Below are 17,884 nucleotides of genomic sequence, written 5' to 3' on the forward strand. Positions count from 1 at the left end.
ATGCATGACAACAGCGAACCGGTTGCTTGAAGAGGCACAAGCCGAAGAGACGACCGAATCGAAAAAATCGCCGCATTCCACACGGGAGAAAGCGGTCATTGCCGTAGACGACGTCACGTTTCGCTATCCCCAATACGAGGATAACGGACGGGAAGCGCCTACTTTGGATGCCATTAATCTGCACGTAAAAAAAGGGGAATTCATCGCACTGCTCGGCCATAATGGATCTGGTAAATCGACGCTTGCCCGCTTACTCAATGCCCAGATGTTACCGGAGGAAGGCGAGATTACGATACTGGGCATGAACACGAGAAGACAAGAAAAAGTCTGGTCTATTCGCTCCCAGTGTGGGATGGTCTTTCAAAATCCGGATAATCAGATTGTAGCCTCCATCGTGGAAGAGGATGTCGCGTTCGGCCCGGAGAATCTGGGCATACCGAATCCAGAGCTGCGCCGTCGCGTGGATGCCGCATTAGAAGCAACGGGGATGATGCCCTATAAGCGTCGTGAACCGTACAAGCTTTCCGGTGGACAAAAGCAGCGCGTGGCGATTGCCGGCGTTTTAGCGATGCTTCCCGAATGCATTATCTTGGATGAACCGACCGCCATGCTGGATCCGGTGGGCCGCCGGGAAATCATGGATACGATCCATATGCTCCATCGGGAACAGCATAAAACGATTATTCTCATTACGCACAATATGGAAGAAGCGGTCGAAGCGGATCGCATTGTTGTGCTGTCCGAAGGGGAGATTGTCTTGGAGGGAACGCCGCGCGAGGTGTTTTCCGATGTGGAGACCATGCGTCGTTTGGAATTGGATGTTCCGCAGGTGACCGAGGTCGGGTACCGGCTACGGAAAGCGGGATTTGACGTGCCCTCGGATTGTCTGCGCATTGAGGAGCTGGTGCAGACGCTGGTGGCTAACCAAAGAAAAACAGAAGAAGCCACCGCGCAAAAGGTCATCGGCCCCCAAGAGGATTCTTCCACCTCGACCTTCTCAGCAAACGGAGAGGAGGGTGTGCAATGAGCATGATTTTTGATCACCTTTCTTTTTATTACAATCGCGGTCAAAAGGATGAAGTAAAAGCGCTGGATGATATCACCATGACCATTGATCGACATGAATATGTCGGCATCATCGGGCATACGGGCTCCGGAAAATCCACTTTGGTGCAGCATATGAACGGGTTGAATATTCCGCAGGAAGGATCCTTAACCGTGGACGGCATTACCACCGGCGATTCCAAGGCTTCGCTGACCACCTTGCGTCAGCGTGTGGGATTGGTGTTTCAGTATCCCGAAGATCAGCTGTTCGAAGAAACGATCTATCAGGATGTGGCCTATGGTCCGAAAAATCTGAAACTACCGCCCGAAGAAATTGATGCGCGTGTGCGCTGGGCGCTGCAGGCGGTTGGTCTTGATGCCGATACCATCGGTAAGGAATCGCCTTTTGAGGTTTCCGGAGGACAAAAGCGTCGTGTGGCCATCGCCGGCGTTATGGCCCTTCGTCCCTCCTATCTCATTTTGGATGAACCGACGGCCGGCTTGGATCCGCATGGACGCGATGAGATTCTTTCGACCATTCATCGTCTGTATGAGGAGAATCCGGAGATGACCATTATCTTGGTCACGCATTCCATGGAAGATATTGCGGAACACGCCAAGCGCATCATCGTTGTGGACCAGGGAAAGCTGGTCATGGACGGTACGCCGCATGCTGTCTTTGCGCGGCGTGCGGAGCTGGAGGCCATTGGTCTGTCCGTGCCGCAGGTGACGCAGCTGATGCAGCGCCTGAAAGAAGAAGGGCTGGATGTGGATTCTTCAGCCATTACCGTAGACGAAGCGGTGGCGGCGCTTTCCGCATTCCTGCAGGGAAAGGAGGCGTAGCATGGGCAATCAGATTACCATTGGTCAATATATGCCCGGTGATTCCTCCATCCATCGGCTGGATCCGCGTGTGAAGCTGGTTCTCATACTCATTTTTATGGTTACCGCCTTCTTGGTAGAAACTTTTACGGGCTATGCCCTGTACTTCGCTTTGATCGTTCTGGTGACTTTCCTGGCAGAAGTGCCCATGGGGCGGTTATGGAAGGGACTGAAACCGATCTTTCTGATTTTGGTTTTCACCTTTGTGATCAATGTCGCCTTTACACCGGGAAAAACGATTTGGACCTTCGGACCGCTTTCGATCAGTGAGGAAGGCCTTGTTCGAGCCACCTTTATCGCGATTCGCCTGATGCTGCTGGTGATGGGCACGAGTCTTCTGACGCTTACAACGAGCCCACTGGAGCTTACGGACGCCATTGCCTGGCTGTTGAAGCCGCTGGACTGGACGGGCTTTCCATCGCATGTCATCGCAATGATGATTTCCATCGCACTGCGCTTTATCCCCACGCTTTTTGACGAAACAAATAAAATCATGAAAGCGCAGAAAGCGCGTGGCGCCGATTTTGAGTCCGGTAATATTCTGCAGCGTGCGAAAGCCATGATACCGCTTTTCGTCCCGTTGTTTCTCAATGCCATCAATCGTGCGGATGAGCTGGGCATTGCGATGGAGGCGCGTTGTTACACCGGAAGTAACATTCGCACGCGATTGAATCCATTGAAGATGACTACCCGGGACGGGATCGTCTTTGTATTGTGCTTCGGCATATTTATTGCCATCAGTATTTTCTTTTGATCGAAGGGGGAGGTCATGCAAAACATCCTCTTACGCATAGCCTATGACGGCACAGATTTCTCCGGCTATCAGGAACAGATCGGAAAACGTACGGTTGCCGGCATATTACGGGAGGCGGTGGAGGCGGTCACCTTGCGATCGACACGCCTTCTGGCTGCGGGGCGCACCGATCGTGGTGTACATGCCGAAGAGCAAGCCGTGAATTTTTTGACCTCTCTCGATTGGCCGGAGGAAGCTTTTTTTCATGCGATTCAAAATCGATTGCCGGAGGATGTGCTGCTCTTGTCGGCGCAAAAAATGGCACCGACGTTTCATGCGCGCTTTTCTCCCCATGTGACGACATATCGATTCACGGTGGAGAATGCGGCTCTTTTATTGCCCACCGAAAGGCGGAACATTTTTTTGTATACCTTTCCGCTGGATTATGAACGTATGCAGGCTGCAGTGCAGTGTTTTGAAGGAGAACACGATTTTTCCGCTTTTTCTTCCGCTGCACCATATCGAAATGCCTATCGAAAAGTGCTTCATGCGGAAGTGACCAAAAGCGGCAATCGTTACTGTTTCCGATTTTCCGCAGAAAGCTTCTTACAATACCAGGTTCGAAGGATGGTGGGGGCAAGCCTGCTCGTCGGAAGAGGCGCGCTGACGCTGCAAAAGATGCAGGATGCTCTCTTGTCCCATTACGACGAATCCTTCGGCTTTTGTGCCGATGCGCAGGGGCTGGTATTGGAATCCGTCCGCTACATAAAAAAACCTCGGTAGGAAAATGTTCTACTTGTTGAAAGTCGGTCATTTGTTGCCTGTAATATTTTTGTAATAACTATTGACAAAACGTTGCAATCCCGTTACGATGACTGTAGCAAATAGCCATTTAACTCGCCATAGGCAGTTTACATATAAGGAGGATGACGTGGACAAGAAACGAGTAGGTGCAATCGTCGGTGTAGCAGGCGTTGCCGGTGTTATTGCCGCAACACAGTTCATGAATATTGATGCGTCAAATGCGGACTATGTGACGAAGAATCTCGAAGCGCAGTATAAAGAGTCGCTGAAAGTCATGGACCAGGCCAGCTCCTCCGATGCCGTAAGTACGACGGACCAGCAGTCGAAAGAGGCTGTTGCCGACAAGGTTTTTGATCCGGTACAGAAGGTGGAATACCGTATTTCGACCGATAAGCCGTCCGAAGAAGCGGTAGACGAAGAGGCACGCACGAAGCCTGCGGAAAAGAACCAACCTTCCAAAGATACCACACAGGCCGGTGATCGTCTTTCCTTCCTCGAAGTGAAGCCTAAAGCGGAAAGCAGTACCGAGAAGAAAGAAGAACGCGTCTTTACAGAAGAAGAAATCGCAAAAACCATTCCGGAAGAGCAAAATGAGCAGAATCCGGAGTTTTCACCGGAGACCAGTAAGCCGTATCTGGGCGTGGTCATTACGGATGCGCTGAATGTGCGTCAGAAGCCGACGCTCAATGCGGATGTTGTTACGCTCTTTCTGCGTGGCGAAGTGGTTCGCGGTTCCATTGACAGCGACTGGATCGCTGTAGAAAGCTCCGGCGCCCTGGTTGGTTATGTTAACCGCCACTTTGTCCAGCCGGTGACCGAAGAACAAGCGGAAGCGCAAGAAGAAGCAAATCGTATTGCTGCCGAAAAGAAGGCAGAAGAAGCGCGTATCGCCGCGGAAAAGCAAGCCGAAGAAGAGCGTATCGCGAAAGAAAAAGAGGAAGAAGCCAAAGCATCTTCCGAGAAAGCGGAGCAGGAACAGCGCGAGGCGGAACAAAAAGCGGCAGAAGAAAAGGCAAGGAAAGAAGAGCAAGAGAAGCAGGAACAAGCAGCCGTTTCCGGGTACGTGAATTGCGATGTCATCAACGTGCGTTCCCAGGCGGACTTAAAATCGCCCGTAATCGGTTCCTTGTATGCGAACTCGGCTATTGAAGGAACCCGCGAAGGCGACTGGATTCGCTTTGATTTTTACGGTCAGACGGGTTATGTCTATGCGAATCTGATCGGTAGCGCAAAGATCACCATTTCGCCGGAGAACACGCCAAAAAGCGCAGAAAAGGCGCGTCAGGAAGAAGAGGCCAAGAAGCCCAAAGAACGGGCAGGTTACGTGCGTGTTGCCGCCAATGTTCGTAAGGGACCGGGCACGAACTACGAAATCCTTACCACGTTCGGCGTCAATCGCTATGTAGAAGGCGTCGAATCCGATGGTTGGGTCAAGTTTGACTATGACGGACAGGAAGCCTATATTTCTTCGGTATTATTAGCAGATGAAAAGATCGCGGTACCGGAACCCAAGCCGGCGGAAGAGAATCCGAAGCAACCGGACGAAAAGGAGGAAAGCGGAAGCTATTCTTCCATCGCTGAATTTGCACGCGCGCAGGTCGGTAAGCCCTATGTATATTGCGCCAGCGGCCCGGGAGCGTATGATTGTTCCGGCTTGGTCATGAGAGCCTATAGCAACATCGGCATATCCCTGCCGCATTCGGCTATGCGCCAAGCCAATTATGGTTATTCCGTATCGAGGGAGAACCTCCAGCCGGGCGATCTCGTCTTCTTCACAACGGATGGAACCGGTGAGATCAGTCACGTCGGCATTTATGTTGGCGACGGCATGATGGTTCATGCTTCGTCACCGCGCGTCGGCGTCATCCTTTCCAACATCTACGACAATTGGTATCGGAACCGCTTTATGGGCGCGCGTCGTCTGGTCAACTGATTTCCCGTAGATGAAGTTTCAGTAATAACAGCGCTGTACTTCGGTACAGCGCTTTTCTTATGACTTTCGAAATTTCGGGTATTATCCATACGCAAGGAGGATAGGATGAACGAAAAAGATAGAAAAAGCTCTTTTCCGCAGGGAGAACGGGCAGAAAGAAAAGTAGCATTCAGTTTGATTCAGCCTTCCGGCGATTTAACCATCGGTAACTATTTGGGAGCGATTAAAAATTTTGTCCGCATGCAGGATGAATATGATTGCATTTTTGGCGTCGCCAATTTACATGCCATTACCGTCACACAGGTGGCGGCAGACCTGCGGCGTCGTTCCTTGGAGGTCATCGCCTACATTGTGGCCAGTGGTGTAGATCCGGCGAAAGCGACACTGTTCATCCAATCGCAGGTGCCGGAACATGCGGAGCTGGCCTGGGTGCTTAATTCCATCAGCTCCATCGGTCAATTGCAGCGCATGACGCAATTTAAGGATAAGGCCCAAAAACACGCCGACAACCTCAATGCGGCACTGCTCACGTATCCGGTGCTGATGGCCGCAGATATCCTTCTCTATCAGAGTCATGTCGTACCGGTGGGGGCGGATCAGAAGCAGCATTTGGAATTTACGCGCGACTTGGCGGAGCGTTTTAACTCTCGCTACTCACCGACCTTCACTGTGCCGGAGCCCTTGAGCGATGAAAATGCAACGCGCATCATGAGCCTGAAGGATCCGTATTCGAAGATGAGCAAATCCGATCCGGATGAAAATGCCTATATTTTAATGAAAGACGATCCGGCGGCCATTCGCCGTAAAATCGCTCGGGCGGTGACGGATTCCGAAGCGCATTTCTGCTATCGTCCGGAGCAGGCGGGATTGATGAATCTTATCAATCTCTATGCGGCCTATGCGGAATGCACGCCGAATGAAGTGGTGGAACGTTTCCATGACAGCGATTATGCGTCTTTTAAGAGAGCCTTAGCGGACCTGGTAGTGGGTGTAATGGATCCCATTCGCACGCGTTTCCTATCCTTGATGGAGGATAAAAAAGAGTTAGAGGAGATCAGCCATGATGGCGCGTTGGCCGCGCAACGCGTGGCCCGTCGAACGCTCTCCAAGGTGTATCGAAAAGTGGGGCTGCTGTAAGAGATATAAAAAGCAATAAAAAGGGAGGTGCCACGTTGGCACCTCCCTTTTTATGCGCTACAAAAATTGCAGTGCATTGCGATGTTAGTTTTTCTTTGCTTCCACAACCGCCTGTGCCGCCGCTAAGCGAGCGATGGGCACGCGGTACGGTGAGCAGGATACATAATCCAGACCGACACCATCCAAGAACTTCACCGTTGCCGGATCGCCGCCGTGTTCGCCGCAGATACCCAAGTGCAGATCCGGGTTTGCTGCGCGGCCGTTCTTCACAGCCATCTTGACGAGTTGACCGACGCCCTTCTGATCCAAGGAGACGAACGGATCACGCTCGAAGATCTTCTTTTCGGTGTATTCCGGCAGGAAGGAACCGGCGTCATCACGGGAGAAGCCGAAGCTCATCTGCGTTAAGTCGTTGGTACCGAAGGAGAAGAACTGTGCGGTTTCGGCAATTTCACCAGCCAAGAGAGCGGCACGCGGCGTTTCAATCATGGTGCCGACGAGGTAGTCAAGCTTGCGTCCCTGCTCTTCAAAGACCTTCTCGACTTCGTCGCGTACGACCTTCTCGACATAGCGATACTCTTTATCATCCACGGTGAGCGGAATCATGATTTCCGGAACGATGTTCTTCACGCCGTCATCCGTTGCGCGCAGTGCAGCTTGCACAATGGCGCGGGAGATAGAGGCGTAGATGGACGGCCAGGTGATCGCCAGACGCAGACCGCGGTGACCAAGCATCGGGTTGGCTTCTGCTAATGCATTGACGCGCGCTTTAACTTCGTCCAGAGAGATGTTCATCAGGTCGGCAACATGTTGCTGTTCGGCATCCGTGTGCGGCACAAATTCATGCAGCGGTGGATCGAGCAGACGTACGGTCATGGGACGTTCGCCGACGATCTTGTACATCTGATAGAAATCTTCTTCCAGCATCGGACGAGTTTCATCCAGTGCCTTCTGACGGGTTTCTTCATCCTTCGCAAGGATCATTTCGCGCACCACGTTGATGCGGTCGCCTTCGAAGAACATATGCTCGGTACGGCAAAGGCCGATACCTTCCGCACCAAATTCAATGGCCTGCTTCGCGTCACGCGGTGTATCCGCATTGGTACGCACCTGCAGACGTTTGATCTCATTGACCCAGCCCATAAATTCACCGAAATCGCCGGTGAGCGCCGGCGCTTCTGTCGGCAATTCTCCTTCATAAACAGCACCCGTGGAGCCATCCAGCGACAGCGTGTCGTTGGTGGTGTAGACCTTGCCGTTAATGGTGAGCGTCTGGGCATCATAGTCAATGCGCAGATCATGTGCGCCGGAAACACAGCATTTGCCCATGCCGCGAGCGACGACAGCCGCATGGGAGGTCATACCGCCGCGTGCCGTGACGATACCCTGTGCGGAAACCATGCCGCGCAAATCTTCCGGCGAGGTTTCATTACGAACCAACAGAACCGCTTCGCCATTCTGCGTACGCTTTTCCGCATCATCCGCACTGAAGGAGATTTTGCCTGAAGCTGCGCCCGGAGAAGCTGCAAGGCCCTTGGTCAGCATGATCGCATTTTTCAGCGATGCTGCTGTGAAGGTGGGATGTAGCAGTTGATCCAAAGACTTGGGGTCGACGCGCGTAATGGCGGTTTCCTTGTCGATTTTTCCTTCATGCACCAGGTCGACCGCAACTTTCAAGGCAGCCTGTGCGGTGCGCTTGCCGTTACGAGTCTGCAGCAGGAAGAGCTGTTCATCCTGAATCGTGAATTCCATATCCTGCATATCAGCATAGTGATCTTCCAGAAGGTGTGCCGTCTTCACGAATTCTTCATAGACATGCGGCATTTCTTCTTCCAGATGAGCGATGGTGGACGGAGTACGGATACCGGCCACGACGTCTTCGCCCTGCGCATTGATGAGGTATTCGCCGAAGATTGCATTTTCGCCGGTTGCCGGATTACGCGTAAAGGCAACACCTGTACCGGAGGTATCGGACATATTACCGAAGACCATCTGCTGCACGTTAACGGCGGTGCCCAGATCGTCGGAAATTTCATTCATCTTGCGGTACAGGATGGCGCGTTCATTGTTCCAGCTTTCGAAAACGGCTGTAATGGCTTTTTCAAGCTGTTTACGCGGATCCTGCGGGAATTCTTCGCCGGTCAGTTCCTTATACAGAACCTTGTACTCTTCGGCGATTTCCTTTAACTGTTCCGCGCTGAGCTGATAGTCCTGCTCCACGTTCGCTTTTTCTTTTTCTTTTTCCAAAATCGCTTCAAACTTGTTTCGATCCAGACCGATGGCAACATCGGAGAACATCGTAATGAAGCGACGATAGGAGTCATACGCCCAGTGCGGATTGCCGGATTTTTCGGCAACGGCTTTGACGGAAACATCGTTCAAACCGAGGTTCAGAATGGTATCCATCATGCCCGGCATAGAAATGGGGGCACCGGAGCGCACCGAAACGAGCAGGGGATCGGACTCGTCGCCAAATTTCTTTCCTGTGGTCTCTTCGAGATGCTTCATATGCTCACGGATCTCTTCCTGCAATTCCGGCCAGAGCTTTTGCTCTTTTTGGAATTCGGTGCAGGCTTCTGTCGTGACGATAAAGCCTTGCGGCACACGAATGCCCAAGTTGGTCATCTCGGCAAGGTTCGCGCCCTTTCCACCGAGAAGAAGGCGCTGGTCGCGATTGCCTTCCTTAAAGTCATAAACAAATTTCTTTCCCATCGTACGTTGTTCTCCTTTCTTCGGATCGCTCCCGAAAACGGGCGATATCCGCAGCCATCGGGCAAAGCCCGAATCACAAAACCACGCTCTTACTATACCCTCAAAGAGAAATTCTCTTCGATGTGGAATAGAGAAAATGTCATGCGCACGGCGAAAGTTCTCGCACTCGATACGATCGCATGCACTAAAAATTTTATCACACAATGGGATAAAAAGGAGAAAATTCAGAAGCGAAGCTCCATCTCCTGCGCAACTTTATCCGTATAATTGGGGAGTATGGTAAGATATAGAGAATAAACGAAGGAGGAACGCATGAAAGCAGTAAACAAAAAAGAAAAAAATAAGGCTTCGGAACGAAATCGCAATGGCCGTGCGATGTGGATTCGTGTTCTTGCCCTTATTTTGGCCATCTCCATGGTGCTTGGCGTATTGATCGTCGGCGTCGGTTCATTCGGCTTTTAAGGAGGGATCATGAAAAATCTGGAAAAAACCTATGATCCGAAGGCGTTTGAGAAACGCATCTATGACTCCTGGCTTGCCGACGGCGATTTTACGGCCGATGCGAAAAGCGAGAAACCGGCCTATTCCATTGTTATGCCTCCTCCGAACGTAACGGGTCAGTTACACATGGGTCATGCTCTTAACAATACGCTGCAGGATATTCTCATTCGCTGGAAGCGTATGTCCGGTTACGAAACACTCTGGGTGCCGGGAACGGATCATGCGTCCATTTCTACCGAAAGCAAAGTGGTACAGAAACTGGAGGCCGAGGGAAAAACCAAGCAAGACATCGGCCGTAAAAAATTCCTGGAAGAGGCTTGGGCATGGTCGGAAAAGTATGGCGGACGCATTCGTGAGCAGCTAAAAAAATTGGGCGTTTCCTGTGACTGGAGCCGCGAACGGTTTACGCTGGACGAAGGACTCTCCCATGCGGTGTATCACGTTTTTGAGACACTCTACAACGAAGGACATATCTATCGCGGCGATCGCATCGTGAACTGGTGTCCGAACTGTGGAACGGCCATTTCCGACGCCGAAGTGGATCATGCGGATGATGAAGGACATCTCTGGCATATTCGCTATCCGTTTGCGGAAGGCGACGGGTATCTGACCGTCGCAACGACGCGTCCGGAGACGATGCTCGGCGACTTGGCCGTGGCGGTCAATCCGGAAGATGAACGCTACACGGCTCTACTTGGTAAGAAGCTCATCTTGCCTTTAGTGGGCCGTGAAATTCCGGTCATTGCCGATGACTATGTCGATAAAGAATACGGCACCGGCTGTGTAAAAATTACACCGAGCCATGATCCGAACGACTTTGCAGTAGGAGAGCGCCATCATCTGGGACAATGTGTGGTCATCAATACCGATGCCACCATTGCCAAAGGCTATGAACCCTATTCCGGCCTGGATCGTTTCACCGCACGCAAGCGCATGGTGGCGGATCTGGAGGAACAAGGCTTACTGGATCATGTTGAGGATCTCACCCATGCTGTGGGTCATTGCGAACGCTGCGGAACCGTTATTGAGCCGTTACTTTCCAAACAGTGGTTCGTTGCCATGAAGGACTACATCCAAGGCGCGAAGAAAGCGCTGAATGACGGGGAGTTGCAGCTTGTTCCCGCTCGTTTTTCGAGCATCTATAACAACTGGGTCGACAATATTCACGACTGGACAATTTCTCGTCAGCTCTGGTGGGGACATCGCCTGCCGGTCTATTATTGTGATCATTGCGGTGAAGTGGTCGTTTCCGAATCGACACCGGACGTTTGCCCGAAATGCGGCGAAACGGCCTTTACACAGGATCCGGATACCTTGGACACTTGGTTTTCCTCTGCTCTTTGGCCATTCTCGACACTTGGTTGGCCGGAAAAAACGGAAGATCTTGAAAAATTCTTCCCAACCGACACGCTCGTTACCGGTTATGACATTATCTTTTTCTGGGTTATTCGCATGGTATTCAGCGCCGAGCATTTTCTCGGCAAGTCGCCATTTTCCCATGTCTATTTCAACGGTCTCGTACGCGATGAACAGGGAAGAAAGATGTCTAAGTCGTTAGGAAACGGCGTCGATCCCTTGGAAATCATCGATCAATACGGCGCAGATGCGCTGCGTTATACGCTGGTAACCGGCAATACGCCGGGAAATGATACGCGTTTTTCCGAAAAGCGCGTCGAGGCCAGCCGCAACTTTGCCAATAAGCTCTGGAATGCGACCCGTTTTGTATTGATGAATGTCGAAGAAGATCTCGTGGAGGATCTTTCGCCGGAGGAGTGGACGGTTGAAGATCGTTGGATCCTTTCGTCGTTGAATACCCTGGAAGAGACCGTGGATCAGAATCTCCATCGTTTTGAAATCGGCTTGGCGACCCAAGCAATTTACGATTTTACGTGGTTCTCTTTCTGCGATTGGTACATTGAAATGGTAAAAGAGCGACTCTACGGTGCGGATCCGAAAGCCAAACGCTGTGCCTTGTCGGTGCTTTTACATGTGTTGCGTGCGGTGGTACGCCTGCTGCATCCCGTGATGCCTTTTATCACAGAAGAAATTTGGGCTGCGCTTCCGGGCACGACCGGAAAGATTCTTCACGCGCCGTATCCGACGGCAGATGCATCCTTCCATTTTCCTCGTGAAGAGGCGGCCATGGATCGTATTTTGCGCGCGGTAACCGCCATCCGCAACGAACGGCAATCGCGCAATATTTCTCTCTCCAAAAAAGGAAAAGTAGTCTTTTATGCTGCGGAGAAAGAAACTCGCGCGATGCTGGAAGAAATGAAGAGCCGTATCATGACTCTTGCCGGTGCCAACGAGGTGGAGATTCTTGCACAGGATCCACAGCTGGAAGGTGCGGCAACTATTGTTCAGGAACAGCTGAAAATTTATGTTCCGCTTGCCGGCCTTATGGATTATGAGGCGGAGCTGGAAAAACTGACGAAAGAAAAACAGCGTATCGAGGGCGAAATTGCCCGTTTGACGAAAAAGCTGAGTAATGCCGGCTTTGTCAACAAAGCCCCTGCAGCGGTGGTCGAGAAAGAGCGCGAAAAGTTAGCATCGTATGAAAGCCTTTTGCCGGAGGTGTTGCAAGCGTTGGCGGACACCGAAGCCCTAGCTAACGCGGAACATTGACGAGCAGGGTGATTCGTGTTACCATCTTACTCAGGTCGTATTGACCGAAGTAAAAATTTTGGAGGAATTAGTAACATGGTTAAAGGCACGGTTAAATGGTTTAGCGCAACAAAGGGCTATGGATTCATCTCGACGGAAGATGGCAACGATGTGTTCGTTCACTTCTCCGCTCTTCCGGATACGGGTGAATTCCGCACCTTGGATGAAGGCCAGAGCGTCCAGTTCGACATCGTCGACGGCGAAAAGGGCCCGCAAGCAGCAAACGTTCAGAAATTATAATCGGCAACGATTTTTATAGATGGATGAAATGCTACGCGAAGAATCGGTGTCGTATGACACCGGTTCTTTTTTTGTCCGTTTTTGAGAAAATGCTCGAAATGCGGAAAAAGGGGGACGGTATGACCGAATGGAAAAAGACTGTATCGGGAAACAGAAAAGCGGGGGATCATGCCGCCGGTTTTCCGGCGTTCTTCTTTCTTCTCAGTCTGCTCCTTGTGCTGTTGACCTCCTGCAAGCCGGCGGGAGACGTGGTTGCCACGCTTGGCGGCAAGGTGATCCTTACGCGGGAGGAGCTGATGCAGCAAGCCCAAATTCTGGATCGCGCTCTGCACAAAGGAAAAGATACCTTGCCGGAAAAAACAGAGAAAGAGCGTAATAAAGTACTGCTCGACCTGGCGCATCAGTTGACCTTGGAAAAGGTCATTGAAGCGGATAAGACACTTTCTGTGGACAGCTCCACGCTGTCTGCTGCGGCGTGGCAGCAAGCCCTGCAACGTTTCGGTGATGAGCAGGGGTTGATGACGCAGCTGCAGAATCTTCACCTGACAAAAGATGCGTATTTGGAGTCTCTGCGTTGTGAAGCAAGCGAAAAAGCGCATCGTGCAGCGTATTTTGCAGCACATCCCGTTACGGAAGAAGAGCTTTTAGATTTCTATAAAAAGAATCCGTTATCCTGTACACTTCTCACGTACAGTCAAGTCACCGTGCCGACCCGTGCAGAGGCGACCGATATGGTGGAAAAATTAAAATCTGCTCCTCGTGATATCGGCGAATACGAAAGTGTAGTAAATAATGATCTCTTTGATAAGACCTCTTTTTCGCGATTTATTGATGTTGCCTTGGATGATGAGCGCGTTCGCAATACCGCGATTTTCGAGCAGACGTTGGGAACGGTGAATTTTTATTACGATCAAAAGGCGGAGCTCTATCTCGTGGTGTATGTCGAAGGACGAAAAGACCAGATGAAGGATGTGCGGCCCTTAGTGGTGGAACAGGTGGAAAACCGGCGCTATCTGGACTATCTCAATCAGTTGTCCAAAGCGGAGGACTTGCGTTTTTATCCGCATGCGGCATTTTGTGAGGTTTCACAAGATGTTTCGCAATAAAAACCGTTTAGGAAAAGGGATAAACGGTAAAAATGCCCATTTTGCCTTGCAGTATACATAAGTTTTGGTATAATCTAACTACAGTATTGCACTGAAGTTGAATTTAGGGAGGATAGTATGAATAAATCGGAATTGATCGCACAAATCGCAGAAAAAAGCAAGTTGACCAAAGCGGAAGCAACCCGCGCCCTGGATGCTTTCACCTCGTCTGTAACGGAAGCTCTCATCGATGGTGAAAAGATTCAGTTAGTTGGTTTCGGCACGTTTGAAACTCGTCAGCGCAAGGCTCGCTCGGGCCGTAACCCCCGCAACCCCAAGGAAACCATTGACATTCCGGCATCGGTCGCACCGGTGTTCAAGGCGGGCAAGAACTTGAAAGAAGCGGTCAACAAGTAACGATCTTTCCAGGAAGCGCATGCTGCGGCATGCGCTTTTTTTGTGCTTTTTCGTATAGGGTTTTTACGGACAAAAAGAACGCATAAGCGGCGGAAGAAGGGTATAAGGACGGCGAAGAAAAAGAGCAAAGCGAAAAAACTTTGTCGAATCAGAAATGCGATTGCATGCTAAAGGAGGATAGGATGAAAGTTGGAGTAATTGGCGCGGGAACAATGGGAAGCGGTATTGCACAAGCCTTTGCACAGGCTGGCCACGAGGTGATGCTCTCAGATATTAAAAAAGAATTTTCCGAAGGCGGAAAAGAAAAAATCCATAAAAATTTGTCTCGCTTGGTGACAAAGGGAAAGATGGAACAAGCGGACGCTGATGCGATTCTTGCGCGCATTACCCCGTGCTTGAACGAGAATCTTGGCGATTGCGATCTCATTGAAGAAGCCGCCATTGAGAACATGGCCATTAAGCAAGAGACCTTTAAATATCTCGACTCCCTTTGCAAGCCGGAGACCATGTTTGCCTCGAATACGTCATCGTTGTCGATTACAGAGGTGGGAAAAGGGCTTTCCCGCCCTATCATCGGCATGCACTTCTTTAATCCGGCGCCGGTCATGAAGCTCATTGAGGTCATTCCCGGTCTCGATACGCCGGACGAGATGACCCAGAAGGTGGTTGCCTTGTCCGAAGAAATCGGAAAGACGCCGGTCGTCGTCAAGGAAGGTCCGGGATTTGTCGTCAACCGCATTTTAATTCCGATGATCAACGAAGGTATCGGCATTTATGCGGAAGGCTTAGCTACACCGGAAGGCATTGATACCGCTATGAAGCTTGGCGCAAATCATCCCATGGGCCCCTTGGAATTGGGGGATTTGGTCGGCCTGGATATCGTCCTTGCCATCATGGAGGTGCTATATCAGGAATTTGGCGATACGAAGTATCGTCCGCATCCGCTGCTTAAGAAAATGGTGCGTGCCGGCCGTCTCGGGCGTAAGACGGGCAAGGGCTTCTACGACTATACGAAGTAAATGAGGACGATATGAAAACCAATGTGATGCGTCGCCTCGAGCAAGCCAAGATTCCGTATGCGGATTTCGAATACGATACAGGGGAAGGTATTACGTACGGCGCACATATGATTGACAAAGATGGCAAGCAACGGGCACATTCCTACAAAACTCTTGTCACCAAAGGAAAAGAGCCGCACGTTTTTGTCGTTCCCTCTGAGCGTCATCTGGATCTGAAGAAAGCGGCGAAGGCAGCCGGGGAAAAGAAGATCGATATGCTCCCCCAAAAAGAATTGAAAGCCCTTACGGGCTATATCCATGGGGGTTGCTCGCCTATCGGCATGAAAAAAGCGTTCAGTACCTGGATCGATGAATCAGCGAAAGAACTTTCCGTCATGGCGATCAGTGCCGGTCAGGTTGGCGTGCAGGTGGAAGTAAATCCCCAAGCCCTGTCGACCATGATCGGTGCGCCTTTTGCCGACGTAACAACAGAAGAGGAGGAATAGAATGGAGTATCAAATCATCACGCCCGATCAATTTCAGGTTTCTACCTGGGCAGGCGGGACGACCACACAGCTATACATTGATCCGGCAGGGGAAGATTTCAAAAAACGCATGTTTGCCGTGCGCCTCTCTTCCGCCACCTTTACGGATACAAGTTCTACATTCAGCGAATTTACGGGTTATAATCGCATGATTTTTCCGCTCGTCGGCCACTTAAGCGTGGATCATTCCTGCAAGGGCGAAGCTCTCTATGAACGGATGCTTGCTCCGTATGAGATTGAAAACTTCTCCGGCTCCTGGACGACGGACTCCACAAATAGTGCGGACTGCGTCGACTTCAATCTCATTACACGAGAGGGCCTCTCCTCTCATACCGAAGTGCTGCGCGAGGAAAGAAGGTTATCTCCTCATGAGGATGGCACCATCCTACTGTATTCTCGTTCCGCTTTTTCCGTATGTGCCCAGGAAGGCAAACCATCTCAGGAAACGACGATTTCGGTGGATGCAGGGTGTCTGCTGGTGATCACCGCCTCTCCAAAGCTGGCCATTCTCAACGTCAAGCCGGGAAAAGAGCCCGTGGTTGTCGGAGAAGTCTGCGGACAATAAAGGCTAAGGAGAGGACATGCTTACATTTAAGGAAACCATGCTCAAGAGCATCGCCGCCGGCATTATGATCGGTTTCGGCGGAGCGGTCTTTTTGGTGCAGAAAAACCCGTTGGTTGGCGCCTTGTTTTTTACCGTGGGATTATTCACCATTGTAGAATTCGGATTTTTCCTTTTTACCGGAAAAGCCTGCTACCTTCTGCAAAGCGATAAGGCGGCCCTACGGCGCTTGCCCGTTATCTGGCTTGGGAACCTCCTTGGTACCGGTGCTGTCAGCCTGCTGTTACGTACAACGCGCCTTGCCGGGGCCGTAACCGAACGTGCGTCGACAATGGTCGCGGCCAAACTGGGAGATTCGTTGGTGAGCCTTTTTGTTCTGGGCTGCCTCTGCAACCTTCTCATCTATGTCGCCGTCGAGGGTTACAATAAGAGCCATTATGACTTGGGCCGCTATTTAGCGCTGTTCTTCGGCGTTATGGTATTCATTCTTTCCGGCTTTGAACACTCCATTGCCGATATGTTTTATTTTTGGACGGGTAACGGCTGGAATGCACAGGGAGTGGTTGCCATTCTCGTGATTACGGCAGGCAATGTCGTCGGCGGTGCGTTCCTTCCGACGTTGCGGCAGTGGGCGGAAGAAAAAACGAAAAGCGCGACAACGCAAGTGAAGGTGGAAAAGACGGAATAACAACCCGTCAAAGAACAAGGAAAGGGGCATCACGGCAGACGAGACCCCGGAATAGAAAAGAAAGGAGGCGGCTACGAGAAAATTATTGGCAAAAGAAGTAAATGCATCTATGGAAAGCGACATGCGTACCGTTCGCCGCCAACTCGAAGAGAAACATATATTGCCTACGCTGGCAGTGGTTCGGGTGGGAGCGAAGCCTGCGGATATCAGCTACGAAAATGGCATACGCAAGAAGATGGATGCGCTTTCCATTGCGGTCTGTTCTGTCGTGTTGGCGGAGGAGGCAAAAGAAAGCGAGACCATTGAGACCATTCGACAGCTTTCTGCCGACGCGGGAATTCATGGCATTCTTCTCATGCAGCCATTGCCTGCGCACATGAATGCTGCACGCGTGAAGGCAGCTATTGCGCCGGAAAAGGATGTGGACGGCGCGACTCTGATCAATTTAGGTCATGTACTGGCCGGAAATGCCGAAGGCTATTCCTATTGTGCTCCGGGCGCAGTCATGGCACTTTTGGATTACTATGATATTCCGCTCAAGGGCGCAAATGTAGTACTCATCGGAAGCGGTTTGGTAGTGGGAAGACCCTTGGCGATGCTTCTGGCAGACCGTTACGCGACGGTTACCATGACGAATATCTATTCCCGAGATGTTGCCGCTATTAGCAGAAAGGCGGACATCGTGATCTCGGCGGCCGGTGTGGCCGGATTGGTGGATGCTTCCTACGTTTCCGAGGGACAGATTGTGATTGACGTCGGCACGAGTCGTAAAGACGGAAAGATACACGGCGATTTGGATTGGGAGGCGGTTGCGCCGATCGTAAAGGCAGCAACGCCGACACCGGGCGGTATCGGCGCCATAACCACTACGGTTCTTGCAAAGCACGTGGTGGACGCCTGCGCGAAGGCCAACGGAATAAAAAATTGAACAGAAAGGAA

At 51.2% G+C, this 17,884-nt stretch carries 17 protein-coding genes; 16 read left to right on the plus strand and 1 reads right to left on the minus strand.

The features are described 5' to 3' along the window. Nucleotides 1–4: 4 nt before the first annotated feature. The 6 genes from FXY30_RS03890 (at nt 5) to trpS (ending at nt 6,533) form a co-directional block, all read left to right on the plus strand. Complete coding sequence (locus FXY30_RS03890; protein WP_071705399.1) at nt 5–1,027, plus strand: energy-coupling factor transporter ATPase; 1,023 nt, start codon at nt 5–7, stop codon at nt 1,025–1,027. After that, complete coding sequence (locus FXY30_RS03895) at nt 1,024–1,887, plus strand: energy-coupling factor transporter ATPase (RefSeq protein ID WP_071705400.1); 864 nt, start codon at nt 1,024–1,026, stop codon at nt 1,885–1,887. Before FXY30_RS03890 ends, FXY30_RS03895 begins: the two co-directional genes overlap by 4 nt. A 1-nt stretch (nt 1,888) precedes the next feature. Beyond that, nucleotides 1,889–2,680 carry an energy-coupling factor transporter transmembrane component T family protein gene (locus FXY30_RS03900; protein ID WP_071705401.1) on the plus strand — a complete coding sequence of 264 codons (792 nt, stop codon included), beginning with the start codon at nt 1,889–1,891 and terminating at the stop codon, nt 2,678–2,680. A gap of 15 nt (nt 2,681–2,695) precedes the next feature. Then, the gene (gene truA, locus FXY30_RS03905) at nt 2,696–3,442 is read left to right on the plus strand and encodes a tRNA pseudouridine(38-40) synthase TruA (protein WP_071705402.1); all 747 of its coding nucleotides are present in this window, start codon (nt 2,696–2,698) and stop codon (nt 3,440–3,442) included. A gap of 148 nt (nt 3,443–3,590) precedes the next feature. Next, nucleotides 3,591–5,396: an SH3 domain-containing C40 family peptidase gene (locus tag FXY30_RS03910; RefSeq protein ID WP_071705403.1), complete on the plus strand. Its 1,806-nt coding sequence runs from the start codon at nt 3,591–3,593 to the stop codon at nt 5,394–5,396. A 105-nt stretch (nt 5,397–5,501) separates the two neighbouring features. Continuing rightward, nucleotides 5,502–6,533, plus strand: coding sequence for a tryptophan--tRNA ligase (gene trpS / locus FXY30_RS03915; protein WP_071705404.1), 1,032 nt, complete (start codon nt 5,502–5,504; stop codon nt 6,531–6,533). 84 nt (nt 6,534–6,617) lie between these two features. Here trpS and ppdK read toward each other — a convergent pair whose 3' ends face one another. Then, the gene (gene ppdK / locus FXY30_RS03920) at nt 6,618–9,245 is read right to left on the minus strand and encodes a pyruvate, phosphate dikinase (RefSeq protein ID WP_071705405.1); all 2,628 of its coding nucleotides are present in this window, start codon (nt 9,243–9,245) and stop codon (nt 6,618–6,620) included. A 312-nt stretch (nt 9,246–9,557) separates the two neighbouring features. Between ppdK and FXY30_RS07570 the strand changes: the two genes are divergently transcribed. The 10 genes from FXY30_RS07570 to FXY30_RS03965 all read left to right on the plus strand — a co-directional run bounded on the left by FXY30_RS07570 (nt 9,558) and on the right by FXY30_RS03965 (nt 17,873). Next, the gene (locus tag FXY30_RS07570) at nt 9,558–9,707 is read left to right on the plus strand and encodes a hypothetical protein (RefSeq protein WP_157885032.1); all 150 of its coding nucleotides are present in this window, start codon (nt 9,558–9,560) and stop codon (nt 9,705–9,707) included. A gap of 9 nt (nt 9,708–9,716) precedes the next feature. After that, nucleotides 9,717–12,371, plus strand: a complete 2,655-nt coding sequence (locus FXY30_RS03925; protein ID WP_071705406.1) for a valine--tRNA ligase — start codon at nt 9,717–9,719, stop codon at nt 12,369–12,371. Between the two features lie 75 nt (nt 12,372–12,446). Beyond that, a complete protein-coding gene (locus FXY30_RS03930; protein WP_019190236.1) occupies nt 12,447–12,650 on the plus strand; it encodes a cold-shock protein in 204 nt (67 codons plus the stop codon). Between the two features lie 119 nt (nt 12,651–12,769). Then, nucleotides 12,770–13,756, plus strand: coding sequence for a hypothetical protein (locus tag FXY30_RS03935; protein WP_147659376.1), 987 nt, complete (start codon nt 12,770–12,772; stop codon nt 13,754–13,756). A 117-nt stretch (nt 13,757–13,873) separates the two neighbouring features. After that, a complete protein-coding gene (locus FXY30_RS03940) occupies nt 13,874–14,152 on the plus strand; it encodes an HU family DNA-binding protein (RefSeq protein ID WP_071705408.1) in 279 nt (92 codons plus the stop codon). 164 nt (nt 14,153–14,316) lie between these two features. Next, nucleotides 14,317–15,171 (plus strand): 3-hydroxybutyryl-CoA dehydrogenase, encoded by an 855-nt coding sequence (locus FXY30_RS03945; protein WP_408631982.1) that lies wholly within the window; start codon nt 14,317–14,319, stop codon nt 15,169–15,171. Nucleotides 15,172–15,182: 11 nt separating this feature from the next. Next, nucleotides 15,183–15,656, plus strand: a complete 474-nt coding sequence (ybaK, locus tag FXY30_RS03950; RefSeq protein ID WP_071705410.1) for a Cys-tRNA(Pro) deacylase — start codon at nt 15,183–15,185, stop codon at nt 15,654–15,656. 1 nt (nt 15,657) lies between these two features. Next, entirely contained in the window at nt 15,658–16,260 is a 603-nt protein-coding gene (locus FXY30_RS03955; protein ID WP_071705411.1) for a HutD/Ves family protein, read from the plus strand. 16 nt (nt 16,261–16,276) lie between these two features. Then, complete coding sequence (locus FXY30_RS03960; RefSeq protein ID WP_071705412.1) at nt 16,277–16,945, plus strand: formate/nitrite transporter family protein; 669 nt, start codon at nt 16,277–16,279, stop codon at nt 16,943–16,945. An 85-nt stretch (nt 16,946–17,030) separates the two neighbouring features. Then, nucleotides 17,031–17,873, plus strand: coding sequence for a bifunctional 5,10-methylenetetrahydrofolate dehydrogenase/5,10-methenyltetrahydrofolate cyclohydrolase (locus tag FXY30_RS03965; protein ID WP_083428187.1), 843 nt, complete (start codon nt 17,031–17,033; stop codon nt 17,871–17,873). Nucleotides 17,874–17,884 lie beyond the last annotated feature (11 nt).

Origin of the sequence: Murdochiella vaginalis (assembly GCF_902381775.1) — a bacterium.
Taxonomy (GTDB): domain Bacteria; phylum Bacillota; class Clostridia; order Tissierellales; family Peptoniphilaceae; genus Murdochiella; species Murdochiella vaginalis.